The sequence below is a fragment of the Undibacterium sp. TJN19 genome (assembly GCF_049339485.1).
Classification (GTDB): Bacteria; Pseudomonadota; Gammaproteobacteria; order Burkholderiales; family Burkholderiaceae_D; genus Undibacterium.
This window is the reverse complement of record NZ_JBMPPL010000001.1, coordinates 220,613-244,271: the sequence shown is the minus strand read 5'-3', so window position 1 is coordinate 244,271 and position 23,659 is coordinate 220,613. Positions and strand designations below refer to the sequence as shown.

Sequence of the window (23,659 nt, the reverse complement as noted above, 5' to 3'; positions counted from 1 at the left end):
ATAAGTTGATGACGAATGGTCGAAAAATCACGAAGGGCATTTCGCCCCCTTGTCTGCCCATAAACTGGCATGGCTGATCAAGTCTTCATGTGATATCGGTGGTGTGGTTCGGGCTTCATCTTTGGCGTTATTGCCAGGTGCCCAGGCCCATAAGACCAAGGGTTCTGTGCGCAGGTGTTCTATCAATGCGGGCAGGTCGCGACCACCATTTTTTTTCGGGTCACGCAATACACGGCATAGCTGTTTGCCTTGCAGAGCTGTGCCTGGACTGCTTTCCCAGGTCATGGAAGTGGGCGCATGCTGCCAGTTGAGCGCACCAGGCACGCCGCTGGTATGTTGATTGCTGGCCTGATGACAGCCTATGCATAAAGTACCGGGTTTGCCTGTGCCCTGATGACCGTTAAGGACGCGAAACTGATGAACGTGTCTGTCATCTGCCTGGCGTGGGCGGTCACCAGCGGAATGGCAGTTCAGGCAGCGCGGATGCAATAATACTTTTTCGACCTGTGCCCAGGCATTCAGGCTTTCTTGGTCGCGCACGCTGGCGGCATGGGCGTCTTGACCTGAGCTGGTCAACGCCAGACAAACCAATGCCAGGCTGATGACTAGTTGCAATGTGATGCGCGCCATCATACTGCCTGCCTGGTCGCTTTTTTAATGGCGATACGCACCCTGTGATAGCTGCCACAACGGCAGATATTGGTCATGGCTTCATTGATTTGCTGATCATTGGGTTGGGGGATTTTCTTGATCAGTGCTGCGGCTGTCATCAACATGCCCGACTGGCAGTAACCGCATTGCGGCACCTGAACATTTATCCAGGCTTGCTGCAAGGGATGGGAGCGGTCTCTCGACAAGGCTTCTATGGTGGTGATTTCCTGCCCTTTGGCTGCTTCTACAGGGAAAGAACAGGAGCGTACAGCATTGCCATTGATGTGTACGGTGCAGGCGCCGCAGGCGGCAATGCCGCAAGCAAATTTGGTGCCGGTCAAACCCAGGATTTCGCGAATTGCCCATAGCAAGGGTGTCTTGCCATCGATATTGATATTGTGCTGCTGCCCATTGATGTTGATTTCCATATGTCTCTTTCTGCTGATATGAACGAAGTAAAATCAGGCGAGCCTGAACCTCTGCCGTGCAAGTGGCAGTTGCCGGATTCTCTTGCCGGTGGCTGCAAATACGGCATTTGACAAGGCGGGCGCCACGGTAATGGGGCTGACTTCGCCCACGCCGCCAAGGGTGGCACCGCTGTTGATGAATTCAACGGCGATATGGGGTGTCTGCGCCAGATACGGCAGTTCGTAGTCATTGAAATTGCGTTGATCTGTGCGCCCCTTGCTGAAACTGATGGCGGTATTGGCATAGGCCAGGCCAAACACCACACCACCTTCGATACCGGCGGCAGCAATGCCGGGGTCCAGCACCTGCCCGCAATCGACGGCCAGCCAGGTGTCAAGCAGACGTATCGCGTCGCCTTTGACTTCCACCTCCAGCACTTGCGCAATCAGGGTGCCAAAGGCATAGGCAAACGCCAGGCCGCGGCCGCGATTTTTTGCCGCTGGCCTGGTTGACCAGTGGCTCATGCTGGCGACTTTTGCCAGCACGGCCATTGCGCGTGGATTGTCGCGTAGCAGATGTTGGCGATAGGCCAGCGGGTCACGTCTGGCGGCATGTGCCAGTTCATCGATAAAGCATTCAAGTGCAAACAGGTTGGGACCAAAGCCCGTGGTGCGCATGACGGAGGTGGGGATGGCTGTTTCCAGCAAATGAAAATCCAGGCGTTTTGCCGCAATGTCATACGGAATTTCAGTCAGGCCCTCTATGGCACTGGGGTCGATGTGTTTTTCCTTGAGCATGCCGGCAATAGGTGGGAACACTGGCAATAGTATGGTCGGCGAAACCAGTTTCACTGCCAGGGCGGCGGGATAGCCTTGCTCATCCACGGCGGCTTCCAGTGCCAGCAGGCTGGCGGGGCGGTAATAATCATGGGCGAAATCTTCTTCTCTGTCCCATAGCAGTTTCACCGGATTGCCTACAGCTTTGGAAATCAGTGCGGCCTGTATGACAAAATCAGGTAGCAGACGTCTACCAAAACCGCCACCTATGGCTTCGGTGCGGTGGATGATGACTTGTTCGTCCTTTAGCTGGAAGATATTTTTCAGTGCGACGTGGGCAAATTCCTGTCCCTGGGTTGGTGCCCATATCTCACATTTGTCAGCGCTGACATGGGCTGTGCAATTCATGGGTTCCATTGTCGCGTGGGCGGCGAAAGCATTTTCATAACTGGCTTGCAGGCGGTTTTTTGCCTTGCTGATCACATTGCCTGCATCTGCTTCCTGGGCTGCCGTGACAAATGGCCCCTGTTCCAGGGCGTTTTGATAATCTGATCTTAACTGCGCAGAATTGAGCTTGCTGTCAGCGGCGGCGACAAATTCTGGTGGGCAGTTGTTGAGCGCGGATTTGGCCAGCCAGTAGCTGCTTGCCACCACTGCCAGCCCGTTTGGAAAAGGCACTACTGCAATGACACCTGGCTGCGTTTTTATGCTGGTATCGTCATAGGTTTGCATGCTGCCGCCTATGTAGGGGCAGATGCGTATGGCGGCATGCAGCATGTCTGGCAATTGCAGGTCTATGCCAAACACGGCGCTGCCATCGACCTTTGAGGGGATATCGATGCGTGCCAGTGGGCGGCCGACCAGCTTTAATTGCTGTTGCGTTTTCAGTATCGGGGATTCAGGTACTGGCAATTTGGCGGCATCTGCCACCAGTTCACCAAACCCGAATGTTCTGCCTGAACCGGCATGTACGATATGACTGTTTTCAGCATGGCATTCAGTTACTGCCACTTGCCAGCGCTGTGCTGCCGCACTGACCAGCATTTCGCGTGCGCTGGCACCGGTCTTGCGCATCAGGTCAAAAAACGACTGGGTACTTTCGCTATTGCCGGTAAACATCCAGTTCAGCTTGGGGTTGCGAAAGGCTGGGGCAAACGGGGCGGTTTCGAGACGTATGCCTTGCCAGTCTGCACCCAGTTCATCGACCAGTATGGCGGGCAGGGTGGTGCTGATGCCCTGGCCAATTTCTGCCTGAGACAACATGACAGTGACCTGATTATCCGGCGTGATCTTGATCCAGCTGCCGAGTGCAATTTCTTGTCCGGCAGAGTGGAGCTTTACTTCGCTGGCCAGACTGGCTGCCAGTGCAGGCAAGTCAAAACCCAACGTCAGGGCACCAGCAGTTGCGCTGATCAACTTGATCAGATTGCGTCTGGATGGATTTGGCAGATTGGCTGGTTTGCTGAGGTCCATGATCATGGTTTTTCCTGTCAGGCAGCAAGGGTTTCGCTGCCAGGTTTTAATTGGTAGTGCCGCATTTCCGGCATGTAGGGTATGTAGGTGCGCACCAGGGCCAGAAAGGCAGGAAAATCGGCACTCTTGCGAAAACCTTCGATATGCCCGGCCACGCTGTCCCAGCTGATGCGCACGATATAGTCAGTAGGCGCATCCAGACACTGCGCCATCTCTACGCCCAGGCAATGCGGAGATCGCCTCAGGATTTTCATGGCTGCCAGATAGGCTTGTTCAAATTCTTCACAGGTAGCCGGGTTTTGCAGTTGATAGCGCAGGTATTCAATAATCATGTCGCAGTTCTCGATCAGGCAGGGTTAGTAAATGGCGTGATGACAGCAAATTTATTTTTCTGGCGGCATGGCAATGGCCAGGCTGACGATCATTGCCCAGCAATGTGATTTCAGTGAGCGCGCCAGGCCTAGCAAGCGAGTTTCCCATCCGGGCAACAGTCGCGCATAGCAAGCATCGACGCGCTCTTTTTCATAATCGTCATGGGCAAACCAGGTGCCATTGGCCAGGGCATTCGGGGTTTGCCGCAAATAGTCAGGAAAAGTTTTTTCTGTCAGCACTTGTCTTGCTGTGCTCTCTACGGCATTCAGGAATTCAAGTGAAGTTTGTACGTCTTTACGCTCACCTGTCTGACCGACATGGCCACCGACAAAATCAGTAAAGTCATAGTTCAGTGCCGCCCGATTGACAGCCAGCGTACCGCTTATATCGCTAGCCACGCCCAGATTGGGGTAAGGGGCATGGCCAGGGTAAATCACGTCAACCAGCATGAGGATTTTTTGCCTTGGCAGGTGTATGACGATATTCCCCGCCGTATGATTGCTGCCGGCATACTCAAGTAGCACTTCCTGATTGCCCAATTGCAGACGGTAAGACTGGTCGAAAGAAATATCTGGCAGCGGACGCCGCGCATCATTGGCCTTTTCCAGTGCCCGCCGGGTTTCAGTTTGCGCAATGATTTTCGCGCTGGCTGGAAACAGCGTGGCAGCACCGATATGATCCAGATGTTCATGGCTATAGATGATGTAGACGACGGGTAGGGGCGTTACTTCTGCAATGGCCTGCAAATATTTTTTACCCAGCGTCGGCAAGGGATCCACCACAATTACACCCTGGTCAGCAACGATGAAGATGGTGTTATAGGCACCATCAGACAGAAAATAAACACCGCCGCGGATTTCTTTCAGCGTGTAGCCCTTTGTCGTACTGGCTTGCGCAAATACAGTCACGCAAGCTAGTACGGCAAGTGGCAACAGGTGTTTGCAGATGCGTTGAAAACAATATGTGGGGAACATGGTCTTTACAGAAAATGAATACTTTTTTATTTTAGGATGTCTGTTTTTTTTTCACCATTAGGCACAAATAAGTAACTGCGGGCAAGGCAACAAAGCGGTGTTGCCTTGAATAATCCGGTACGTGTCTGTATCTGTTTTTCCATAAGCAGGCTAAAATTTATTCCACTTCTCTTTGGAAAATGCCATGCAAGAAAATACCTTGACCAGACAAGCTGAATTTGCGGCAGTGTCGATGCTCGAAGTGAGGCTCAATGATGAAATCAGGCGAACCAGACTGGCCTTTTTGGGGTCTTTTGGAGGTGCAATTTTTGCAGTGGCAGGCTTGGGATTTTTGATGTGGCAACACATCATGGCAAAATCGGTTGCTGCCTCTATTATTGGCATCGTGGTATTTGGCCTGGCGGCGATTTCTTTTGCGCTGGACTGGTTCAGACTGCGTCAATTGCAAAAAAGCGGATGCTTAGGCAAACCCGCTGAATTGACGTTGGTGGAATTCAGCTATCGCCGTGGCGGCAGGCAAATCATGATAGGGGAGAATCAAAACATACCTAAGGGTGTTAAGGCGGTGCGATTGCAAATACAGCGCCACAATGGCGAAACAAGCAAGCTGGCATTGCCTGCTCCCTATGCCAGACAATTGTTGCTGGCACTGAGGCAATATTTCCCGGCGTTGCTGGTGTCGCCAGCAGGCCGGGCGCACATTTGACGAATTGCGCTAACGCGCATCACTCATGGCGCGTTTATAATTTTCCGGGCTGAGATCGCGCGGTTTTCCATCGAGTTCAACTTCGATACGGCCACTGATCGGATATTTTTTGACGCTGAGATTCTGATAGCAGGGTTTCTTGTTGAGGTTGAGCAATGCTGTCGCCGTCGTGATCTGATATTCAATGTTGCCTGTGCGGCTCCGGTGGTCGGCCCAGCCATCATCGGTGAAATAGCTGGCATCCGGTTTTTTACCCAATAGCTGGCTCGCTTGTTTCAGTACTTCATCGGCCAGACGCAGATCGCGCCTGTGTATATTGGCGGGTGCTTCGTTCGAGGCCGGGTCGCCGACGACGAAGCGGCTGCCGTATTCTTTTATCATGGCCTTATATTTGCTGATGCCATCGCTGACGTCTGCCGTCAGTGGGGCGACTGCCAACAGGCTGTTGTTCCTGCCCAGCAGCCGTATTTCGTTTTCCCACAGCCCTGGCCTGCCACCGCCCACGGTTTCCAGCCATACATGCATGGAGGATTTTCTGACTTCTCCTGGTGCGAGGTTCAGATGTAATTCTGTACTGTTTAATTCTGACTCACGCAAAAACAAGGCGATGGCATTATGCTGCTGCGCAGGTTGACCACGTGGGCCGACGGCGAGCACCAGTCCCAGTTGCTCATTCGAGAACGTGGGGTAAACATACTCTTTCAAGGGCCTGGGCAGGCGTACATGAAAATATACCGGGTCACCATCGTGCACGACACGAATGGTTTTTTGCTGTGCTTCGTTAAAATTATTGGTGGGGGTGGCTGTGACAACGGCTTCGCCTGTCAGATCACCTGCCAGTGCGTGCATGGAAAATAGCAGACCCAGACCAACGCTGGCAAGCTGTACAAAAAGGGGTTTCCAGCCTGGTGCTGCGCGGGGATTATTTTTCAGAGTTACCATGTTTGAAAATCCAGTAAGTCAAAAGGAAAGTAAAAAGACCTTGCAGCGCGCGCTGCGAAGAATTCTAATAACAATCTCTTGTGCCCGCTATTAGGCACTTTTTTGTACTTACTGTGCATTCAGGCTCAATGGCCTTACCATAGGGAAATCATATTTGTGAGCATGAAGATGCAACAGGTTTTTCCGCTATTTGAAGAGATGAAAGGATAAGCGTATCGTGAAAATCGTCAGACTGCCCATGCGGCTGGAAGATTGCCCGGTAAAAACTACAGCCGATGTCATTTCGGGTAAATGGAAGACTCTGGTTTTGTATTACCTGAAAGACGGCCCTATCCGTTTTGGGCAATTGAAACGGCTTACTCAGGGAGCATCGCATAAGGTGTTGACCGAACAGTTACGCGAACTGGAAACCGATGGCATCATTACCCGCATCGAAACCCCAGGTAAAACCTTGAAGGTGGAATATTCATTGTCAGAACATGGCCAGACCCTGGCGCCTATCTTGTCCTTGATGGCGAAATGGGGGGCGGAATTCAGAAACAGGAAGGCTGTGGCGGCAACTGAAATGGATGAACTGTCAGCGGCTAGCGACAAGATATCTTCAAAAATCTATGAGTTAAAGCAGAAACGCTGACCTGTCGTATGAGTTTCTGATAAGACGGTGCTGCGCTCAATGAATTGCTGCAAAAACAATAAAGCCCTGATGCATAGAGCAGTTCAGGGCTTTTTTGTGTTGTGGGTCAGGCGCGAACAGATTGCCGGTTTTCTTTAGCCAGATGAACCAATGTTCATCTGGCTTGCCATGCAATCTATCCGCAATGACCTGTTAAAGCGAAAGACTTAGTTTTGCTGCGCTTTTTGGGTCTTTGCAGTCGCTACCTGATCAGCATTGGATTTTTCAGCAGCCATTTTTGTTTCAGTGTTGGCTTTGGATGCCAGAACTGCACGTTGTGCCTGGTACCAGGCATAGCCTTCTGCGCCCAGTTCTTCACCGTTGGCACGGGCTTGCACCAGTTCTGCAATCACTTCAGCGCGGGTTTTTGGGGCCACTGTAGTGGTATCGGCAGCAAAGGCAGCTGTACTTGTCAACACTAAAAGGCTGGCTGCTACAAGAGTTTGTTTCGCATTCATTTTCATTTCCAATCATTGATAAGTTAAGAGTTGCGGTCTCCGTTGTCTTATTTTTAATTGCCATGAGAAGTGAGGCTTTGCTTCACTTCCGATGGCAACTTGTAAAATAAGCCAGCGTTTCCGGTTCGGTGTCTGCATTAAATCTGTTGCCGTTCACCGATGAATGCAGTGTAGGCTTTTCGGAATCAACAATAAAGTAGGTATTCTGGAATATACTGTTGCGGATTCCGAAACAATAAAGGACTTGAAAAATGGACCGCCTGCAATCAATGCGTATCTTTTCCAAGGTGGTTGAGCTGGGCAACTTTGCCCGGGCAGCCGTGGCGCTGGAGATGTCAAACGCCGTTGTCACCCGTTATATTGCCGATCTGGAAGCGCATCTGGGCACGCGCCTGCTGAACCGCTCGACGCGCAAACTGTCGCTGACTGAGACTGGCCACATTTATTTGGAACGCGTCAGGCAGATATTATCCGATATTGACGACGCCGATGCCGTGGCTTCGTATTCCGCCAAGAAACCCAGTGGCACCTTGCGGATTTATTCTGTCCCGCATTTTGGCAAGGCGCAACTGGCTCCCTTGTTGCCAGAATATGCGCGGGAATACCCCGACGTGATACTGGACATCAAGATTACCGATCATCCGGTAGACCTGGTGGAAGAGGGCATCGATATTGGTTTTTTCCTCGACTTGCAAAAAATCGATGGCAATATGATTTCTCGCAAGCTGGCGACTTCAGAGGTGGTGTTGTGCGCGTCTCCTGCCTACCTGGAAAAATTTGGTACACCGCAAACCCCGGAAGATATTTCTGATCACCGCTGCCTGAATTTCAGTTATGAATTCCTGCGCGATCACTGGATGGTGCGCAATGCAGGTGAAGATGTCAGCACGGCCAGGCAGATTCCCATACATAGTACGATCATTTCAAACAATGCAGATGTGTTGCGCGTCTGCGCCCTGGCTGGGATGGGCCTGGCGCTGCGCACCTCATTTCAATTGATGGGCGATGTGGAAAGTGGCAGGCTCGTGCGCCTGTTTCCCGATAAATGCTTTGGACGTGTATCGGTTTCCATGGTGTACCCTAGCCGCCGTCTGCTGTCGGCCAAGGTGCGCAGCTTTGTCGATTTCATTTTATCCAAATACCCCAATCCGGAAAGTGATATCTGGCTGGGACAGGATTTTACGGGTGGTTTATGTAGCGCGGTGCTGGGGAAGATGTGAGTTTTTTTGCGGCGTCACTGGCTTGTGCGGATCACCTTCATGACACTCTTGAAATCGTCGCTTTGGCATAAGGATGCAACTGTTCTTGATAGCATGCTGGACAGTAAGCGACAATTGAAATCCCCTCCCCTTCAAGGGGATGGGTAGGTGGAGATGGTTTCAGTTGATCAAGCGTCATTCCTGTACAGAGTTATATCGCACAATACATCCGTCTGAATCTATCTGGCCATCTGCTCCAGCACCACGGCAAAGCTCTCCAGTTCTTCATCGGTATTTAAATAAGAAACCGAAGCGCGCGCTATGCTGTGCAGGCCACGTGTCTGCATGTCCAGCGGGGTGTAAGGCACGCCATTGGCACCGATGTAGAAGCCCTTTGCTGCCAGGGCAGATTTCAGTACGGTCGGTTCATGGCCTTGCAATGTAAATGACACCAGGCCAGATTGCCTACCGCTACCAAGATCGTGCAGGCTGATACCCTTGATGTCTGTCAGGCGTTCACGCAAATTTTGCGCAAGGCGGGCGGTGGTATTGGCAATGTTTTCCACGCCAACTTCTAATGCCACGGCGATTGATGCTGCCAGGCCCAGTTGCAGGGCGATGGGTGCTTCACTGGTTTCGAAACGGCGTGCATCATTGCGCAGATTGACGTTGCCTGTCTCCATGGGCGCAGACGATACATCGACCCAGGCCGGTTGGAGTTTTTCCAGGAAGACCCGGCGTATATACAATATGGCGGTGCCGCGCGGGCCACGCAAATGTTTGCGGCCTGCGCTTTTCAATACATCACATTGCAGGAGCCTGACATCGACCGGCAACTGGCCGACTGCCTGGCCTGCATCGATCAGGTAAGGCACGCCTGCGGCAGCCGCGACTTTGCCAACGGCGATGGCATCATTGATCAGGCCGCCATTGGCAGGCAGCCAGGTCAGTGAAATCAGGCGCACGCTGCTGTCTATCTGATTGGCCAGGGCTGCGGCATCGACACTGCCATCGGCATGACAGGGTATGACGTCGACCCGAGCCCCGGCGCTTTGTGCGGCACGCTGGTAATTCGCCAGGTTGCCACCCCATTCCTGTCGGCTGACCAGGATGCGTTCACCCGGCTTCAAGGCGGGCATGGCGCTGAAGGCGGTACCAAAAGCACTGGAACCTGATCCCATGAGAGCGATCTCATCGCTGTCTGCATTGATCAGCCTGGCGGCATCGGCGCGTAATGCTTGCAATCGTGCTTCGACGATGATGGCAGCTTCCATGGGGCCGACTTGCGATTCCAGTTCCAGGTGCTGGTGTATGGCGTCAAGCGCAGCCTGCGGCAGCAATGAAGCACCGGCATGGTTCAGGTGGACGGCTTTGCCATGATGATTCAAGCCCGGGGTTTGCGATCTGAGTGTTGCTAATGTGTTGGCATCAATCATCATGCGCTTTCAGGATGCAATTGGACGATGGCATCGACTTCGACTACTGCGCCTGCGGGCAGGCTGGCAACACCTATCGCCGTGCGGGCGTGGCGGCCACGCTCACCGAGTGTCGCCACCAGCAGATCAGACGCGCCATTGGCGACGATGCTGTGCTGGTCAAATGCCGGTGTGGCAGCGATAAACACGCCCAGCCGCAAGACCTGGACTATGCGTTCGACCTTGCCGTCTATCGCAGCATTGATCACAGCCAGCAAACCCAGCGCGGCCAGTTCTGCTTCTTGCTTTGCAGCTTCAGCATCGACGCCTGCGCCAACGACGCCGTTGTTGGCAAGCCCGGGGCGACCGATCTGGCCGGCGATAATCAGCAAATTATTTTGCAGTGTATAGCTGACATAATTGGCAGCAGGGGCTTTGACTGCGGGCAGGCTCAGACCCAGGGTGGCGAGTTGTGCGGTAATGGAGTTCATATATTTCCTTGTTTCTTGAATTGAAAGTCAGTCGAGTGCGGTATTAATTGCCAATAGCAGTTTGCCCTGGGTGCCGCGTTCTGCCAGCGCAATATGGGCGAGGCTGGCATCAGCCAATGGATATTGCTGATGCACGCGCAATTGCACTTTGCCGTCTTGCAGGTAATGAAAAACTTTTTCAGCGTGTGCCTGTAAAGCGGCTGGTGTATCAAGGTAGTGTGGCAGTACCGGGCGGGTCAGGGTAATACTCTTGCGCATCAGTTGCAAGACATCTACCGGTTCAGGCTGGCCACTGGCGGCACCAAACAGGACAACATGACCCTTGGTAGCAACGGCTTTTAAGCTATTGGTGAACGTGGCCTTGCCGACGGAATCAAATACCACGTCAACACCACGGTCCTGTGTCAGGCGTAGTACATCAGCCACCCAGTCGGCATCACCGTCATAGCGTACCGCCTGCGCCCCCACACTTTGCAGCCATGTCGCTTTGCTGGCTGACGAAGCCGTGCCTATTACCGTGTGCCCTTTTGCCACCAGCAGTTGTACCATCCAGCCACCGACGCCACCAGCCGCCGCATGCACAAGTACAGTGCTGCCCGCCTGCAAACGGGCGACATCTTCTGACAATACGATGGCGGTCAGGCCCTGTTCCAGCGCGGCGCAGGCGTCATGCAGGCTGACAGACTGCGGCACGCGCACCAGGTGGGCCACAGGTACGGCGACCTGCTCTGCATAACTGCCTTGTACACCGGTGGTATAGGCCACACGGTCACCCACATGCCAGCCGCTTGCCTCTGCTACAGCATCGACCTTGCTGATGATACCGCTGCCTTCTATACCCATTGTCAATGGTTGCTGCACACCGGGGTAACGGCCTTCGCGCTGGTAGATATCGACAAAATTGACACCCGCCCAGGCCGCATCGACAATGATGTGGGCATGCGGGGCATGGACTTCGCTGATGGTGAGCTGCTCTGGCCCGCCAAATTCTTTCACAATCATCGCTTTCATCATCAATCCGTCTTCACTTTAATATGCGAGAATTATTGGCTGTTTCGCCACTGGCGAAAAACGATACTTTGGCAAAGTGAAAGTGAGAGAAATTCAATATGCATGGAAAATTGCCGCCGCTGTTCACCTTGCAGGCATTTGAAGCTGCCGCGCGCCTGGGCAGTTTTAGCCGTGCTGCCGATGAGCTGAGCCTGACGCCGGGTGCGATCAGCCGCCAGATCCGGCAACTGGAAGACTGGAGCGCGCTGACCCTGTTCGTGCGCAATGGCCCCAGGGTCAGCCTGACTACGGATGGCACGGCCTTGCTGTCGCGCCTGGCCGGGCCTTTGTCGGCCTTGCACCAGGCGGTCTACCCGCCAGCGGATGATGCCGTCAAGAGCCTGCAAATTGCCACGCTGGCATCCACCGCAAAAGAATGGCTGCTGCCGCGCCTGCCAGACTTCACTGCCAGGCACCCGGATATACGCCTGATCATCCATACCGATTATGCGCTGGTGAAGCCGGCACCCAGGCTGGCGATGGTGGCCCTGCGACATGGCGTCAGGCAGGCCAGCGACCAGATTTGCGAAACTCTGTTCACCGATAAACTGGTGGCAGTGGCCGCGCCGCATCTGCAAGCCAGCCTTGGCACAGATGTCAGCCTGTGGCCTGCGCAAGCCATGCTGCAACATTTATCGCTGGATGCCCAGACCTGGCTGGCTGCCGCTGGCCTGCCGGAAGAATTTGTGCCGCAAGGACAGGCCTTCAATGATGCCGATGTCTTGCTTGAAGCGGCGCAATATGGTCTTGGTATGGCGCTGACACGTTTATCCATTGTCTGGCGACGCTTGCAGGAAGGCCGTCTGGTATTGGCCTGTGATGTAGTTTGTCCATCGCCGCGCGATAATCTGCTGGTGCTGCGTGAAGACAGCGCTGGCTTGCCCGAGGTGCGCGCATTTACCCAGTGGATACGTGAGCAGGCAAAAATATGGCAAACCCAGGTTGATGGGTTTGACCCGCAAGTCTTAGTATTACAAGGCTGATTTTCACTTTAAGACAAAAGATAAAAAAATTTGTACTGATTAAATAATCAGTGTATAGTTCTTCTCAGGGCGAGTTGCGCCCCTACGAATTGCATCACTAAAGACCCCGCTTCTGCAAAGACGCGGGGTTTTTTGCTTTCCGCTTACGGTAATTCTTACCGCTCAGGCAATGTAGTCAATTCAACAAATCAACCAAAGGCAGGACAAGCTGCAAGGCATCCTGAAACACGATGACAGAAACAAATATTGTGGATATTGCCCCCAAGCGCAAACCGCCAGCGGCGGGCAGGGGGCGACCCAAAGGGTCTTTGAACAAGACCACGCTGACAGTCAAGGACGCCATTGCCAAGGCGGGTGAAGAACTGGGTGGTGCCTTGCGTCTGGCCGAATGGGCACGTGAAGACCCGGCCAATGAGAAGGCATTCTGGACTGTGCTTTACCTGAAACTGCTGCCTTTGCAAGTCAGTGGCGCAGGTGAAAATGGCGAACACCTGGTCAGCGGCATCGCCATCAAACTGGTCAAAGCCCATGCAGATTGAGTGCGAGTTTCCTGACAAGCTGGGATTTCTCTTCGAGCCTTCACGCTACAAGGTCGCCAGGGGCGGACGTGGCAGCGGCAAATCCTGGGGCTTTGCGCGGGCGCTGCTTTTATATGGCGTACAGAATATCGAAAGGATATTGTGCACGCGGGAAATCCAGAAATCCATCAAGCAATCAGTACATCAGTTATTGCGTGACCAGATTGCAGCGCTGGGCCTGCAACATTTTTATGAAGTGTTCGAGACTGAAGTGCGCGGCAAGAATGGCACGCGCTTTTATTTCAGTGGCCTGTCTGACCAGACGGCTGACAGCATCAAGTCATTTGAAGGCTGTACCAAGGTCTGGGTAGAAGAGGGGCAGAGCGTGTCTGACCGTTCATGGAGTATCTTGATACCTACCATACGCACGGCCAGGTCAGAGATCTGGGTCACCTATAACCCGGAGCTTGATACCGACCCCACGCATCAGCGTTTTGTCATGCGGCCACCGCATGATTGTGTATCGGTATTGATGAACTGGCGTGATAACCCCTGGTTCCCGGAAGTGCTGGAAAGAGAGCGCCAGACTTGCCAGCAACGCGATCCTGAAAGCTATAAAAACATCTGGGATGGTGAATGCAAGCCAGCCGTCAGCGGTGCCATTTATTACAACGAAGTGGCCGCCGCGCAAGGGCGTGTCGTCAACGTGCCTTATGACCCTTTGCTGAAGGTGCATGTGGTGGTTGACCTGGGCTGGAATGATGCGATGGCGATCAGCCTGGTACAAAAACAAAGTGCCGAATTGCGGGTGATTGAATACATCGAAGACAGTCATAAAACCCTGGATCATTATTCTGCCATGTTGAAGCAGAAGAACATGAACTGGGGCAAATTATTCCTGCCGCATGATGGTCGCAACAAGGATTTCAAGACCGGCAAAAGTGCAGAAGAAATCATGACGGCGCTGGGCTGGGATGTGGCAATTACACCTGGCATGAGCGTGGAAGATGGCATACGCCTGACACGCATGAGTTTTGGCCGCCTGTGGTTTGACCGCAGCAAGACTGAACGCCTGCTGGAATGTGCAAAACGTTACCGGCGCCAGATCAACCAGAGCACCAACGAAGCCGGTGCCCCCTTGCATGATGAATTCAGCCACGGTGCCGACAACCTGCGCTATGTCTGCATCAATGCAGAAGCCATGTCGAATGAAGAATGGGGCGGCGCTTTGCACTATCCCAAATTTAGCTATGCATAAATGAAAACAACACTGAGGAAGCCATGGGCAAAGGATTAACGCAAGATGAACTGAAAACCCTGGTCATGACGGAGATGCGTCAGAGTCTGGGATATTCGTCATCGAAACTGTCGCACGCCAGACAAAAAGCCGAGTATTACTATCTGGGCATGGCGGTCGGCGATTTATCACCCCCAGAAGTGGATGGCCGTTCGGCTGTGGTGTCGACCGACGTGCGTGACACCATAGAATCGATGTTGCCGCAATTGATGGTGACTTTTTGCGGTGGTGATTCCATCGTTGAATTTGAAGCCCAGAACCCTGACGACGAAGCCAGGGCCAGCGCCGCGACAGAATATATCAACTACCTGTTCTTTAAAAAGAATAACGGCCACAAGATTGCCTATACCTGGATGAAAGACGCGCTGCTGCAAAAGAATGGCATCGTCAAGGTCTGGTGGGATACGCGCTTTGAAGAAAAGAAGGAAGAATACAAGGGCTTGAGCCAGGTGGAACTGGCGCAGATACTGGATGATGAAGAAATCGAAGTCACGGAACAAAATGCCTATCCTGACGAAGATGATGCCAAACAGCGCCAGGAAGCCATACAGCAACTGACACAGCAAATGCAGCAGGCCATGCAGGAGGCGCAACAGGCTGACCAACAAACCGGTCAGCAGGCCGCTGCGCCTGGCGGGCCGCCGGCAAACCCATCAGCAAACCCGTCAGATCCACCAGGCTCGCCAGGCAGTCCACCCGGAAATGCTCAGGCTGATCCTGCAGGCCAGCAAAACCCTGCCATGCAGGCAGTACAGCAATTGCAGGCGCAGTTGCAACAGATACAGGCCCAGCCACCACAAATGTTGTACGACCTGACCTGCAAGCGTGTGAAGAAGGGCGGCAAGATACAGATAGACAATGTGCCGCCGGAAGAATTTTTGATCGCACGCAATGCCAGGGATATTCAGACTGCCAAATTTGTTGGCCATCGTGTACAGCGCACGGTGTCTGAACTGAAATCCATGGGTTACAAAAACGTCGATAACATCAGTGGTGAAGACCAGGGGCAGGCTGTCAATATGGAACGTATCCAGCGGCTGAGCTGGAATGACGAGAATGCCTATCTGTCTGACGAAATGACGAATGGCGATGAAAGCCAGCGCCAGATCTGGATTACCGAAGCGTATGTGCGCTGCGATTTTGACGGTGACGGCATCAGCGAATTGCGCAAGGTGACAGTGGCAGGCAATGAAATTCTTGATAATGAAGAGGTGGATTTCACGCCCTTTGTGGATATCACACCGGTGCCCTTGCCACATACTTTTTTCGGCCTGTCGATTGCTGACCTGGCGATGGAAAGCCAGAAAACCAAGACCAGTATCCTGCGCAGCCAGCTTGATAATCTGTACCTGAATGTGAATGGCCGTTATTACGCCGTCGAAGGCCAGGTCAACCTGGATGATTTGCTGACGTCGCGCCCTGGTGGCGTGGTACGCATCAAGCAGCCAGGTGCGGTAGGCCGGCTGGATCAGGCGCAGGGCAATACCGGCGAAACCATGGGCTTGCTGGATTACATACAGCAGGATCTGGAAAACAAGACCGGCTGGACGCGCTACAGCCAGGGCAATGATGGTGACGGCCTGAACCAGACTGCGCAGGGCATGAATATCATTACTAACAAGGCCGATATGCGGCTGGACCTGATAGCACGCAATTTTGCTGAAGGGTTTACCGAACTGTTCAAGTATGTATTGAAACTGATGTGCCAGCACCAGGACAAGAAAGCCCTGGTCAGGTTGTCAAATGGCTGGACAGATATCGACCCGCGTGAATGGCGTAACCAGTTTGATGTCAGCATCAATGTCGGCATAGGTCTGGGCAACAAGGATCAAAAGGTCAATCACCTGATGGCTTTGCTGGCGCAGCAGGAAAAAGTCTTCCCGCTGGGGATTGCCGATCCGCAGGGAATTTATCAATCCAGTTCTGAACTGGCGAAATTGCTGGGCTTTAAAAATGGTGACAAATTCTTTACTGACCCGGCCAAAGCACAGCCACAGGCACCCAAGCCAGATCCACAACAGATGAAGGCGCAGGCCGACCAGCAACAGGCACAGATGCAAATGCAGGCGGATCAGCAAAAAACGCAAATGCAATTGCAGGCTGACCAGCAGAAAACACAAATGCAGATGCAGGCCGACCAGGCCAGGCACATGCAGGAAATGCAGATGCGTGATCGCGAATTGCAGCAGGAATCAGCCCTGCGTGAACGTGAATTGCAACTGGAAGCGCAAAAGCAGCAAGCGCAGGCACAAAACGATATGCAGGAGCGTCAGCACAAAGCCCAGCTTGATGCACAACTGGCACAGCAGCGCATCGAATTTGACCGCTGGAAAGCGCAACTGGAAGCAGAAACAAAAATCATGGTGGCGCAGATTACAGCAAGGCAAAAACTGGCCGCTGGCAATGACGGTACAGGAGGTGGGTATGGCAACACTTGAACAGCGTATTTATGACGCTAACCGGGCAAAGGAAGTACTGGAAAATGAAGCATATATCCAGGCATTTGCCGATATAGAAAACGAGATCATAGAAAAATGGAAAACCACACCAGCCCGCGACGCCGAGGGCAGAGAAAAATTATGGATGTACCTGGCGATGTTGAAGAAATTCAAGAGCCAGCTCGACAGCACGCTGCAAACCGGCAAGCTGGCGCAACTGGAAGTGGAGCACAAGCAGAACCTGCTGCAACGTTTGACGACGTGGTGAAGGCTGTAAAAAATTTCGCTGGCTGGAAAGACTCGGTTGCCATGGCGTTTCATCCGCAACCGGAAGAAACCATGATAGAGACCAGGAAAGGCTGGGTCAGGGTAGGTTTTGGCGAAGCCGGTTACCAGCTCAATAGTGGTGAATTTATCAAGATCTAGTGCCTGCCCAGGGCATATCAAATCATCAGCGAGGTCACTTTGGTGGCCTTTTTTGTTGGAACAATGCCAGCGTCGGGAGACGCAGGAACAGGGAATACCCTATCAATCAACGGAGAATTTTTAAGTGGATAATCAGAATAATCTGGCCGCGCAGGCCACTGAACCCAGTGCATTAAACATAGATGGTGCAGCACAGGCGCTAGGTGCTTTTCTGGAGCCTGGCGCGCATCAGAAGAGTGCCAGGGAACTGGAGCGGGAAATATTGGAAGACCTGTCTGGCAAGCCTGCTGATGGAGAAGCGCAGGCGCAAACAGATCAGGATGAGGCAGATGCCGGAAATGACGTCGCAGATGACGATGCTGTCACAATCGAAGTGGATGGCAAGACAGTCAAGTTATCACGGGCAGAACTGGCAGATGCTTACAAGAACGGATTGAGACAATCCGATTACACCAAGAAAACGATGGAAGTGGCTGAAACCCGCAAAGCGGCAGAAGCAGAGATCCGTCGTGCAGCGCAGGAGCGCCAGACGTACGCGGTCAATCTGCAAAAGATGGCAGCACAAATTGAAGGCGCTCTGGTCGAGCAGAAAAACATTGATTGGGAAAAGTTACTTGATACCAATCCGGCTGAATACCTGAAACAGCAGCACCTCTATCAACAGAGACACGCTGCCTATCAGAAAAATATTCAGCAACAAAAATATCTGGCGCAAGTGGCAAAAGCAGAGCAGGCGCATTACATGGAAACACTGATCCAGACGCAGCAAGAAGAATTGCTTGCCAAGCTGCCGGATTGGAAAGATGCGCGCAAAGCCGAAGCCGAAAGCGGCGCCATACGCAAATATTTGCTGGAACAGGGTTTTGATCACCATACGGTGGACACGATTGCCGACCATAAGGCGGTTCTGCTGGGGCGCAAGGCGATGTTGTATGACGCCATGATGTCCAAGGCAAACGCCGCCTCGAAACGCGTTGCCACTGTTCCGCAAAAAGTGGTGAGACCGGGTGTGGGCGAATCACCTTCCGTGAATAGCCGCAGCGCTGCCATGCAGCGCCTGAGCAAGACCGGAAGGGTGGAAGACGCCGCATCCTTATTCGCAAAATTTATTTAAGGTCGAAAGACCCGGAGAAAACATATGACAGCACCAAGCAATACCTATCTGACGACTGCCGCAATTGGTAATAAAGAAGATTTGACGGACATTATTTACCGCATTTCCCCCACCACCACGCCATTGATGAATATGGCGGCCAAGGGCAAGGCCAGCAATACTTTGCATGAATGGCAAACCCAGGATTTGGCTTCTGCCGTAGTCAATAATGCCCAGGCCGAGGGTGATAACGCAAGCGCAAAGTCAGTAACGCCAACTGTTCGCCTGAACAACCGCACGCAAATCGCTACAAAAACTGTCGTGGTATCCGGTACCCAGCAGGCGATGAACCCTGCTGGCCGTAAAGATGAACTGGCTTACCAGTTGTCGATGGCTTCGCTGGAACTGAAGCGCGATATGGAAAGTGCCTTGTGCCAATTGGATTCGGCTGCCACAGCGCCACGTCAGGCACGCGGCCTGACTGGCTGGGTGGTTGATAACATCGATAACAACGGCGGTACGCTGGCTTCGTATTCAGGTAACACCGGCCGCACGACAGGTACGCAACGCGCCTTTACGGAAGCGCAGTTGAAGAATGTCTTGCAGAAATGCTATACCGCTGGCGGCGAGCCTGACACTATCATGGTGGGGCCGGCACAGAAACAGACTTTTTCCACTTTCTCTGGCAATGCCACGCGTTTCGATAAATCGGAAGATGCCAAGCTGTATGCAGCGATTGATGTCTATGTGTCTGATTTCGGTTCGCTGACGGTGGTACCTAACCGCTTCCAGTTGTCGCGCGATGTGTTTGTTTTGCAGTCGGACAAACTGGCTCTGGCCTATCTGCGTCCGTTCAGTACGATAGAGCTGGCAACCACAGGTGATGCCGTACAACGCGAACTGGTGGTGGAATATACACTGGAATGTCGCGCGCCGAAAGCACATGGCGCTATTTACGATGTTCTGTAATTGATCTTAAGGCGACTGCGGTCGCTTTTTTTTTGAAAGGAAATTATGTCAGTTGAAATAGTTCAGCGCCCTGACGGCGCGCTTGGCCTGGTTGGTGACAGTACTGGCGGCAATGGCGGTTTTTTGCCTGTGACTGCGACATATACGGCGACTTCACCGGCAGCCATGTCTCTCTTTAGTGCCAACCGCAATTACATTGTACAAGACATCACCGGTCGCGTGGATGTGTCAGGTACGGGTGGTGCCTGCACCATATCGCTCTATAACGTGCCAACGGGAGCCGCCATTGCATCAGGCACTTTGCTGCATACCGGCACCTACAACGTCGCTGGCACTGTCAACACCAAACAGGTTTTGACGTTGTCTGCAACGGCATCTGCCCTGGTGATCTCGGCAGGCAGCGCGATTGGCCTGGTAGTAACGGGAACACCGACTTCGGCGGTGGGTTCGGTAACGGTGACCTTGAGTCCGGCCAACTAAACCATGGCGGGCGCAAGGCCCGCCTTCAAAAATACATTGCATTATTTCGCGCTGAAAAGCGCAGGAGGTTTTTATGGATGGTGGTTACATCACAATATCAAGTCAGACCACTGGTGTGGCAATTGCCACTACAGCGACGTCAGCTTCGGCCTCAATTCCCGCTATGTCCAGCGGCGAATTACCACGCTTTATCCGCGTGGCCGCTACGGCACCTGCTTGTGTGCGCCTGGGCAAAACTGCGGCGACAGCCGTGACAACGGATTTGCAGGTACAGCCTGGTGATGCCGTGATTTTAAGTGTGAATGGCAATGACAAAATCGCCGCAGTTCAGGTAGCAAGCGCCGGTGTAGTACAGGTGTCGCCCTTGGAGAATATGTAATGTCGGGCGTGGCGACCCACATCCATGTCGATGGTGGCAATGTCACATTTGAGCGTGTACAGGACTGCACGGCCATCGCCGAGCATACGCAGGCATTGAGCAGAGAAGGTCTGCACGGCAGCAGCGAGATGCGCCACGCCGCATCTTTTCCCATGGTGATCGTGGAGAAATATTTGAATGACAAGGGCATCACGTTTGCCGAATTCATGGCAAATCGCGTGCACGTCAAAGCCATGCTGTCTGATCCGGCCTTGTCGGCATTTCGTGTATGGGGAGGTCGTGTATGAGTGCTATTACTGACTATGCCAGCCTGCAAACCGCAGTCATCAACTGGTTGCACCGCTCAGACCTGGCTGCTTTTGTGCCTGATTTTATTGCGCTGGCTGAAGGGAAGATGTCGTCGGATATTGTCGCTCGCCCGATGGATGTACGCACGACGCTGACCACCAGCACCGGCAATGCTTATGTAACGTTGCCTGGCGATATGCTGGAAATGAACCGTCTCATTTTAATGACCGATCCGGTTTATACCCTGCGTTACGAATCCCCGGACCAGTTGAGTATTGATTACCCGACTGCCTTGACCGGCAAGCCCAGCGCTTTTGCCGTCATCGGTTCGCAATTGCAACTGGCACCAATCCCCGATACAGCTTACACATTGGAATTAACTTATCAGCAGCGCATACCTGCATTGTCTTCAACGAATACAACGAACTGGCTTCTGACGGCTTTTCCGAATGTGTATCTGTATGCCGCCTTGTGTGCGGCACAGCCTTTCATCATGAATGATGCGCGCATACCGACGTTTGAAAGGCTGTATATGCAGGGCATAGAAGCGATCAATTCCATAGACTGGTATTCCGGTTCAACCATGAGAGTGAGGGCAAGATAATGGGACTAGAAACAGCGAATTACATTAATGATCTGACGATCACGAATCCAACGGCGTCAGACCCGAAAAGCCAGGGTGATGACCATATCCGTTTGCTGAAAACAGTATTGAAAGAATGTTTTTCGGGCTTTACCGGTGCGGTCATTATGACAGCCACTGAATCTGGCACGGCCAGCGCGCATGTGCTGACACCAGCAACCGCGCTGATTGCCTATACCACGGGCCTGATGTTGTTGTATCGCCCCGTCAATGCCGGTACAGGCGCCTTGACCGTCAATGTCTCCAGCCTTGGTGCCAAGGCAGTCAAGACCTTGCTGGGTGCTGACCCGACATCTGGCGATATTATGGCCAACCAGCCCTTGTTGCTGATGTATGACGGCACAAATTTCGTCATCATCGCCGGCTCGGCAATGTTGTGTAAAACCGGTAACCAGACACTGACCGGGGACCTGACGTTGACGGGCAATCAAACCGTCAGCGGGACACTTGCTGTCACTGGTGCATTAACAGGTGCCAGCATGAATGCCAAGGCGAATAAGGCGGGTGAAACATTTAGTGGCACACATGATTTTACCAGCGCGACGATCAATGTATCGACACCGACAGCGGCAGCGCATGCCGTGACAAAATTATATGCGGATGGTTTGGTATTTGCCGCGACATTGCCAGCGCAGGCTGGGAATGCGGGGAAAATAATTACGACTGACGGAGCCACCGCATTTTGGGGCACCAATGCTGCTAGTAATATCTATTTATATAATAATTTTTAAAGGACAGTTATGCCTGCGAATATATCGCCGATTTTCCCCTTGACGCCGAAGGTTCAAATTTCCTCGGTGCTTACCACAGCGAATACAGCTAAAGACGGAACTGGAACGGTTGTACAAATATCAGCAGTTGCTGGTGCGAATGGGGCTTTTTCTGAAAGCGTAGAGGCTCTCCCCATAGGCACGAATACGGCGTCGGTTTTACGTATTTTTTTGAATAACGGTTCTTCTACCGCTACAGCTACGAATAATATCCTGTGGGAAGAAGTCAGTTTACCAGCTACTACATTGACTGAAATTGCCGGGCAAACAAAGATTGTTATTCCATTGAATCGCGCTATACCTGCTGGTTACATTTTATATGCAGCTATAGGCACGAGCGTCGCTGCGGGATGGCGGGTCAGGGTTCATACAGGGGATTATTGATTATGACAGGTTTTACGGGATTTATTGGAAGTCCTCCTAAAGGTGCAGGAATTCAAATATTTAAAACTTCTGGAAATTTTATTGTGCCAGAAGCAAATTTTTATCTAATTGATATCTTCGGTGGTGGTGGGAGTGGTGGTGCTACTGATTATGCAAGCAATGGAATTGTATATCCCGGTGGTGGTGGTGGTGCTAGAAATCGGCAACTATTTTCTAAAAATATCTGTAAGCCAGGCTTGGTTTTGCCAGTTTTAATAGGTTCTGGTGGCGCACCCGCTACTTCTACTACCAATATTAACATTGTAGGCGCTAATGGCGGAAAGTCTTCAGTAGGTTCTCCTGTGCTAGGAGTTTTTTTGGAAGCTTATGGCGGATGTGGTGTTGGATCAAATTGTAATGGTGGAGGTGGAGTGTTTAGTTCAGGAACTGCAAGTGGATTTGGTGGAAATCCTTGTGTTGCTTACTCGCCAGCGCCTGGAAGCGGAATGGTTACTTCTAATGTTGCAAACGCCTGTAATGATGGGGGAGGAGCTTCAGTCGTTACATTTAGCGGATCTTTTTATTTAGGCGGGGCCATTTTTGGAGGTGGTGCTGCTTATTCTATTGGGAATTCTTCTGGAGGATCAGGTGGTAATAGTCTTTATGCTGGCGGAGGAGGAGCTAGTGGTAACGGCTGGAATGCAGGGTTTTCCGGCGCCTTTGATTCGAGTGGTACTACTTTTTCGCGCTCAATAAATGGAGAGATAGGTAAATTAATTGGAGGTGCTGGAAATGGTGGGCAATCTAACTTTAGTGGTTCCAATTCGGCGAACTCAAACGGCGGTTTCCCATCGGGAGGAGGCGGATCAGTTAGTGTTCCAGGGGTTCCTTCTGGCAAAGGCGGCGACGGTCTTGTAGTCATTTACTGGTGGTAATCATGAAAAGTGCAGAAATTCAAAATGGCATAGTGACTAATATCATTCTTGGTCATATGGAAAGTCATATCCCTGTCGATGATACTGTCAGCATCGGGGATGTGTATAACGGAAATCGATTTACCAAAGCGTTGCCGAATGCAGGATTGCAAAGGCAAGCCATCACTCACCGGATCGACACGATGGAGCGGGAAGATATGTGCAGTCGGGGCTTACGCGAGTTATGTCTTTATCTGCTGGAAAAAGAGGCAAATGAAAAGCTGATTGCAGCTAAAGAGCTATCAGGCGACAAGCAAACAGATTTATCCACACATGCTTTTTACCTCAAATTAAAATCACGTGATGATCAGATCGTAGCGTTAAGGCTGCAATTGTCCACGCTGGCATAGCGTTAAATTTTCTTTTTTGAGCGGCACCTGGAGCCAGTTGGTTCATGTGCTTGCCGCATGTCATTCATACCTGCCGTTCGGCATCATAAAAATTAGTTAT

The 23,659-nt window shown here is 52.3% G+C and carries 29 protein-coding genes; 19 read left to right on the top strand and 10 right to left on the bottom strand.

All coding sequences use genetic code 11. The features are described 5' to 3' along the window. Window positions 1-27: 27 nt before the first annotated feature. From ACO0LH_RS01110 to ACO0LH_RS01090, 5 genes are read right to left on the bottom strand one after another with little or no spacing between them, the layout of a single operon-like run. A complete protein-coding gene (locus ACO0LH_RS01110; RefSeq protein ID WP_422939195.1) occupies window positions 28-630 on the bottom strand; it encodes a hypothetical protein in 603 nt (200 codons plus the stop codon). After that, window positions 630-1,079, bottom strand: a complete 450-nt coding sequence (locus tag ACO0LH_RS01105) for a (2Fe-2S)-binding protein (protein WP_422939194.1) — start codon at window positions 1,077-1,079, stop codon at window positions 630-632. The genes ACO0LH_RS01110 and ACO0LH_RS01105 overlap by 1 nt, the downstream gene beginning before the upstream one ends. A 33-nt stretch (window positions 1,080-1,112) precedes the next feature. Next, the gene (locus ACO0LH_RS01100; RefSeq protein ID WP_422939193.1) at window positions 1,113-3,314 is read right to left on the bottom strand and encodes a molybdopterin cofactor-binding domain-containing protein; all 2,202 of its coding nucleotides are present in this window, start codon (window positions 3,312-3,314) and stop codon (window positions 1,113-1,115) included. An 11-nt stretch (window positions 3,315-3,325) separates the two neighbouring features. After that, window positions 3,326-3,640 carry an antibiotic biosynthesis monooxygenase family protein gene (locus ACO0LH_RS01095; RefSeq protein WP_422939192.1) on the bottom strand — a complete coding sequence of 105 codons (315 nt, stop codon included), beginning with the start codon at window positions 3,638-3,640 and terminating at the stop codon, window positions 3,326-3,328. 51 nt (window positions 3,641-3,691) lie between these two features. After that, window positions 3,692-4,654 carry an MBL fold metallo-hydrolase gene (locus ACO0LH_RS01090; protein ID WP_422939191.1) on the bottom strand — a complete coding sequence of 321 codons (963 nt, stop codon included), beginning with the start codon at window positions 4,652-4,654 and terminating at the stop codon, window positions 3,692-3,694. Window positions 4,655-4,838: 184 nt separating this feature from the next. On the opposite strand from ACO0LH_RS01090, the gene ACO0LH_RS01085 reads away from it, so the two are divergent. Further along, window positions 4,839-5,360: a hypothetical protein gene (locus ACO0LH_RS01085; protein WP_422939190.1), complete on the top strand. Its 522-nt coding sequence runs from the start codon at window positions 4,839-4,841 to the stop codon at window positions 5,358-5,360. A gap of 9 nt (window positions 5,361-5,369) precedes the next feature. Here the strand turns inward: ACO0LH_RS01085 and ACO0LH_RS01080 are convergent, their stop codons facing one another. Further along, window positions 5,370-6,302, bottom strand: coding sequence for a hypothetical protein (locus ACO0LH_RS01080; protein WP_422939189.1), 933 nt, complete (start codon window positions 6,300-6,302; stop codon window positions 5,370-5,372). Between the two features lie 217 nt (window positions 6,303-6,519). Between ACO0LH_RS01080 and ACO0LH_RS01075 the strand changes: the two genes are divergently transcribed. Beyond that, a complete protein-coding gene (locus ACO0LH_RS01075) occupies window positions 6,520-6,936 on the top strand; it encodes a winged helix-turn-helix transcriptional regulator (RefSeq protein WP_422939188.1) in 417 nt (138 codons plus the stop codon). Between the two features lie 206 nt (window positions 6,937-7,142). Here the strand turns inward: ACO0LH_RS01075 and ACO0LH_RS01070 are convergent, their stop codons facing one another. Next, entirely contained in the window at window positions 7,143-7,433 is a 291-nt protein-coding gene (locus ACO0LH_RS01070; protein WP_422939187.1) for a DUF4148 domain-containing protein, read from the bottom strand. Window positions 7,434-7,684: 251 nt separating this feature from the next. Here ACO0LH_RS01070 and ACO0LH_RS01065 point away from each other — a divergent pair, with 251 nt between their 5' ends. Further along, window positions 7,685-8,653: a LysR family transcriptional regulator gene (locus ACO0LH_RS01065; RefSeq protein WP_422939186.1), complete on the top strand. Its 969-nt coding sequence runs from the start codon at window positions 7,685-7,687 to the stop codon at window positions 8,651-8,653. 218 nt (window positions 8,654-8,871) lie between these two features. On the opposite strand, the gene ACO0LH_RS01060 is transcribed toward ACO0LH_RS01065, so the two are convergent. The 3 genes from ACO0LH_RS01060 to ACO0LH_RS01050 are packed head-to-tail and all read right to left on the bottom strand — an operon-like array spanning window position 8,872 to window position 11,549. After that, window positions 8,872-10,071: an aminotransferase class V-fold PLP-dependent enzyme gene (locus ACO0LH_RS01060; protein WP_422939185.1), complete on the bottom strand. Its 1,200-nt coding sequence runs from the start codon at window positions 10,069-10,071 to the stop codon at window positions 8,872-8,874. Beyond that, window positions 10,068-10,538: a RidA family protein gene (locus ACO0LH_RS01055; protein ID WP_422939184.1), complete on the bottom strand. Its 471-nt coding sequence runs from the start codon at window positions 10,536-10,538 to the stop codon at window positions 10,068-10,070. The genes ACO0LH_RS01060 and ACO0LH_RS01055 overlap by 4 nt, the downstream gene beginning before the upstream one ends. 27 nt (window positions 10,539-10,565) lie before the next feature. After that, window positions 10,566-11,549, bottom strand: coding sequence for a quinone oxidoreductase family protein (locus ACO0LH_RS01050; protein ID WP_422939183.1), 984 nt, complete (start codon window positions 11,547-11,549; stop codon window positions 10,566-10,568). Window positions 11,550-11,647: 98 nt separating this feature from the next. On the opposite strand from ACO0LH_RS01050, the gene ACO0LH_RS01045 reads away from it, so the two are divergent. From ACO0LH_RS01045 to ACO0LH_RS00970, 16 genes are all read left to right on the top strand, one after another. Then, window positions 11,648-12,571, top strand: coding sequence for a LysR substrate-binding domain-containing protein (locus ACO0LH_RS01045; protein ID WP_422939182.1), 924 nt, complete (start codon window positions 11,648-11,650; stop codon window positions 12,569-12,571). A gap of 230 nt (window positions 12,572-12,801) precedes the next feature. Beyond that, on the top strand, window positions 12,802-13,110 hold the full coding sequence (locus tag ACO0LH_RS01040) for a hypothetical protein (protein ID WP_422939181.1): 309 nt from the start codon (window positions 12,802-12,804) through the stop codon (window positions 13,108-13,110). Next, on the top strand, window positions 13,052-14,347 hold the full coding sequence (locus tag ACO0LH_RS01035) for a PBSX family phage terminase large subunit (RefSeq protein WP_422939180.1): 1,296 nt from the start codon (window positions 13,052-13,054) through the stop codon (window positions 14,345-14,347). The genes ACO0LH_RS01040 and ACO0LH_RS01035 overlap by 59 nt, the downstream gene beginning before the upstream one ends. Window positions 14,348-14,370: 23 nt before the next feature. Next, a complete protein-coding gene (locus ACO0LH_RS01030; RefSeq protein WP_422939179.1) occupies window positions 14,371-16,824 on the top strand; it encodes a portal protein in 2,454 nt (817 codons plus the stop codon). After that, window positions 16,811-17,092, top strand: coding sequence for a hypothetical protein (locus ACO0LH_RS01025; protein WP_422939178.1), 282 nt, complete (start codon window positions 16,811-16,813; stop codon window positions 17,090-17,092). Before ACO0LH_RS01030 ends, ACO0LH_RS01025 begins: the two co-directional genes overlap by 14 nt. Further along, the gene (locus tag ACO0LH_RS01020; RefSeq protein WP_422939177.1) at window positions 17,089-17,250 is read left to right on the top strand and encodes a hypothetical protein; all 162 of its coding nucleotides are present in this window, start codon (window positions 17,089-17,091) and stop codon (window positions 17,248-17,250) included. Before ACO0LH_RS01025 ends, ACO0LH_RS01020 begins: the two co-directional genes overlap by 4 nt. Before the next feature lie 124 nt (window positions 17,251-17,374). Continuing rightward, window positions 17,375-18,364: a hypothetical protein gene (locus tag ACO0LH_RS01015; RefSeq protein ID WP_422939176.1), complete on the top strand. Its 990-nt coding sequence runs from the start codon at window positions 17,375-17,377 to the stop codon at window positions 18,362-18,364. A gap of 24 nt (window positions 18,365-18,388) precedes the next feature. Beyond that, window positions 18,389-19,312, top strand: a complete 924-nt coding sequence (locus ACO0LH_RS01010; protein ID WP_422939175.1) for a DUF5309 domain-containing protein — start codon at window positions 18,389-18,391, stop codon at window positions 19,310-19,312. Between the two features lie 45 nt (window positions 19,313-19,357). Beyond that, window positions 19,358-19,792 (top strand): hypothetical protein, encoded by a 435-nt coding sequence (locus tag ACO0LH_RS01005; protein ID WP_422939174.1) that lies wholly within the window; start codon window positions 19,358-19,360, stop codon window positions 19,790-19,792. Window positions 19,793-19,865: 73 nt separating this feature from the next. Continuing rightward, window positions 19,866-20,171, top strand: coding sequence for a hypothetical protein (locus ACO0LH_RS01000; protein ID WP_422939173.1), 306 nt, complete (start codon window positions 19,866-19,868; stop codon window positions 20,169-20,171). Further along, window positions 20,171-20,458 carry a hypothetical protein gene (locus tag ACO0LH_RS00995; protein WP_422939172.1) on the top strand — a complete coding sequence of 96 codons (288 nt, stop codon included), beginning with the start codon at window positions 20,171-20,173 and terminating at the stop codon, window positions 20,456-20,458. The genes ACO0LH_RS01000 and ACO0LH_RS00995 overlap by 1 nt, the downstream gene beginning before the upstream one ends. Then, on the top strand, window positions 20,455-21,063 hold the full coding sequence (locus tag ACO0LH_RS00990; protein WP_422939171.1) for a phage adaptor protein: 609 nt from the start codon (window positions 20,455-20,457) through the stop codon (window positions 21,061-21,063). The genes ACO0LH_RS00995 and ACO0LH_RS00990 overlap by 4 nt, the downstream gene beginning before the upstream one ends. After that, window positions 21,063-21,833, top strand: coding sequence for a hypothetical protein (locus ACO0LH_RS00985; protein ID WP_422939170.1), 771 nt, complete (start codon window positions 21,063-21,065; stop codon window positions 21,831-21,833). The genes ACO0LH_RS00990 and ACO0LH_RS00985 overlap by 1 nt, the downstream gene beginning before the upstream one ends. A gap of 9 nt (window positions 21,834-21,842) precedes the next feature. Further along, a complete protein-coding gene (locus ACO0LH_RS00980; RefSeq protein ID WP_422939169.1) occupies window positions 21,843-22,256 on the top strand; it encodes a hypothetical protein in 414 nt (137 codons plus the stop codon). Window positions 22,257-22,258: 2 nt separating this feature from the next. Continuing rightward, window positions 22,259-23,170, top strand: coding sequence for a hypothetical protein (locus tag ACO0LH_RS00975; RefSeq protein ID WP_422939168.1), 912 nt, complete (start codon window positions 22,259-22,261; stop codon window positions 23,168-23,170). Window positions 23,171-23,172: 2 nt separating this feature from the next. After that, window positions 23,173-23,559 carry a hypothetical protein gene (locus ACO0LH_RS00970; protein WP_422939167.1) on the top strand — a complete coding sequence of 129 codons (387 nt, stop codon included), beginning with the start codon at window positions 23,173-23,175 and terminating at the stop codon, window positions 23,557-23,559. Window positions 23,560-23,659 lie beyond the last annotated feature (100 nt).

Excerpts from the sequence above, each read along its gene's own strand:
- ACO0LH_RS01110 (WP_422939195.1), bottom strand. The coding sequence starts at position 630 with ATGGCGCGCATCACATTGCAACTAGTCATCAGCCTGGCATTGGTTTGT.
- ACO0LH_RS01105 (WP_422939194.1), bottom strand. The coding sequence starts at position 1,079 with ATGGAAATCAACATCAATGGGCAGCAGCACAATATCAATATCGATGGC.
- ACO0LH_RS01100 (WP_422939193.1), bottom strand. The coding sequence starts at position 3,314 with ATGATCATGGACCTCAGCAAACCAGCCAATCTGCCAAATCCATCCAGA.
- ACO0LH_RS01095 (WP_422939192.1), bottom strand. The coding sequence starts at position 3,640 with ATGATTATTGAATACCTGCGCTATCAACTGCAAAACCCGGCTACCTGT.
- ACO0LH_RS01090 (WP_422939191.1), bottom strand. The coding sequence starts at position 4,654 with ATGTTCCCCACATATTGTTTTCAACGCATCTGCAAACACCTGTTGCCA.
- ACO0LH_RS01085 (WP_422939190.1), top strand. The coding sequence starts at position 4,839 with ATGCAAGAAAATACCTTGACCAGACAAGCTGAATTTGCGGCAGTGTCG.
- ACO0LH_RS01080 (WP_422939189.1), bottom strand. The coding sequence starts at position 6,302 with ATGGTAACTCTGAAAAATAATCCCCGCGCAGCACCAGGCTGGAAACCC.
- ACO0LH_RS01070 (WP_422939187.1), bottom strand. The coding sequence starts at position 7,433 with ATGAATGCGAAACAAACTCTTGTAGCAGCCAGCCTTTTAGTGTTGACA.
- ACO0LH_RS01065 (WP_422939186.1), top strand. The coding sequence starts at position 7,685 with ATGGACCGCCTGCAATCAATGCGTATCTTTTCCAAGGTGGTTGAGCTG.
- ACO0LH_RS01060 (WP_422939185.1), bottom strand. The coding sequence starts at position 10,071 with ATGATGATTGATGCCAACACATTAGCAACACTCAGATCGCAAACCCCG.
- ACO0LH_RS01055 (WP_422939184.1), bottom strand. The coding sequence starts at position 10,538 with ATGAACTCCATTACCGCACAACTCGCCACCCTGGGTCTGAGCCTGCCC.
- ACO0LH_RS01050 (WP_422939183.1), bottom strand. The coding sequence starts at position 11,549 with ATGAAAGCGATGATTGTGAAAGAATTTGGCGGGCCAGAGCAGCTCACC.
- ACO0LH_RS01045 (WP_422939182.1), top strand. The coding sequence starts at position 11,648 with ATGCATGGAAAATTGCCGCCGCTGTTCACCTTGCAGGCATTTGAAGCT.
- ACO0LH_RS01040 (WP_422939181.1), top strand. The coding sequence starts at position 12,802 with ATGACAGAAACAAATATTGTGGATATTGCCCCCAAGCGCAAACCGCCA.
- ACO0LH_RS01035 (WP_422939180.1), top strand. The coding sequence starts at position 13,052 with ATGGCGAACACCTGGTCAGCGGCATCGCCATCAAACTGGTCAAAGCCC.
- ACO0LH_RS01030 (WP_422939179.1), top strand. The coding sequence starts at position 14,371 with ATGGGCAAAGGATTAACGCAAGATGAACTGAAAACCCTGGTCATGACG.
- ACO0LH_RS01025 (WP_422939178.1), top strand. The coding sequence starts at position 16,811 with ATGGCAACACTTGAACAGCGTATTTATGACGCTAACCGGGCAAAGGAA.
- ACO0LH_RS01010 (WP_422939175.1), top strand. The coding sequence starts at position 18,389 with ATGACAGCACCAAGCAATACCTATCTGACGACTGCCGCAATTGGTAAT.
- ACO0LH_RS01005 (WP_422939174.1), top strand. The coding sequence starts at position 19,358 with ATGTCAGTTGAAATAGTTCAGCGCCCTGACGGCGCGCTTGGCCTGGTT.
- ACO0LH_RS01000 (WP_422939173.1), top strand. The coding sequence starts at position 19,866 with ATGGATGGTGGTTACATCACAATATCAAGTCAGACCACTGGTGTGGCA.
- ACO0LH_RS00995 (WP_422939172.1), top strand. The coding sequence starts at position 20,171 with ATGTCGGGCGTGGCGACCCACATCCATGTCGATGGTGGCAATGTCACA.
- ACO0LH_RS00990 (WP_422939171.1), top strand. The coding sequence starts at position 20,455 with ATGAGTGCTATTACTGACTATGCCAGCCTGCAAACCGCAGTCATCAAC.
- ACO0LH_RS00985 (WP_422939170.1), top strand. The coding sequence starts at position 21,063 with ATGGGACTAGAAACAGCGAATTACATTAATGATCTGACGATCACGAAT.
- ACO0LH_RS00980 (WP_422939169.1), top strand. The coding sequence starts at position 21,843 with ATGCCTGCGAATATATCGCCGATTTTCCCCTTGACGCCGAAGGTTCAA.
- ACO0LH_RS00975 (WP_422939168.1), top strand. The coding sequence starts at position 22,259 with ATGACAGGTTTTACGGGATTTATTGGAAGTCCTCCTAAAGGTGCAGGA.
- ACO0LH_RS00970 (WP_422939167.1), top strand. The coding sequence starts at position 23,173 with ATGAAAAGTGCAGAAATTCAAAATGGCATAGTGACTAATATCATTCTT.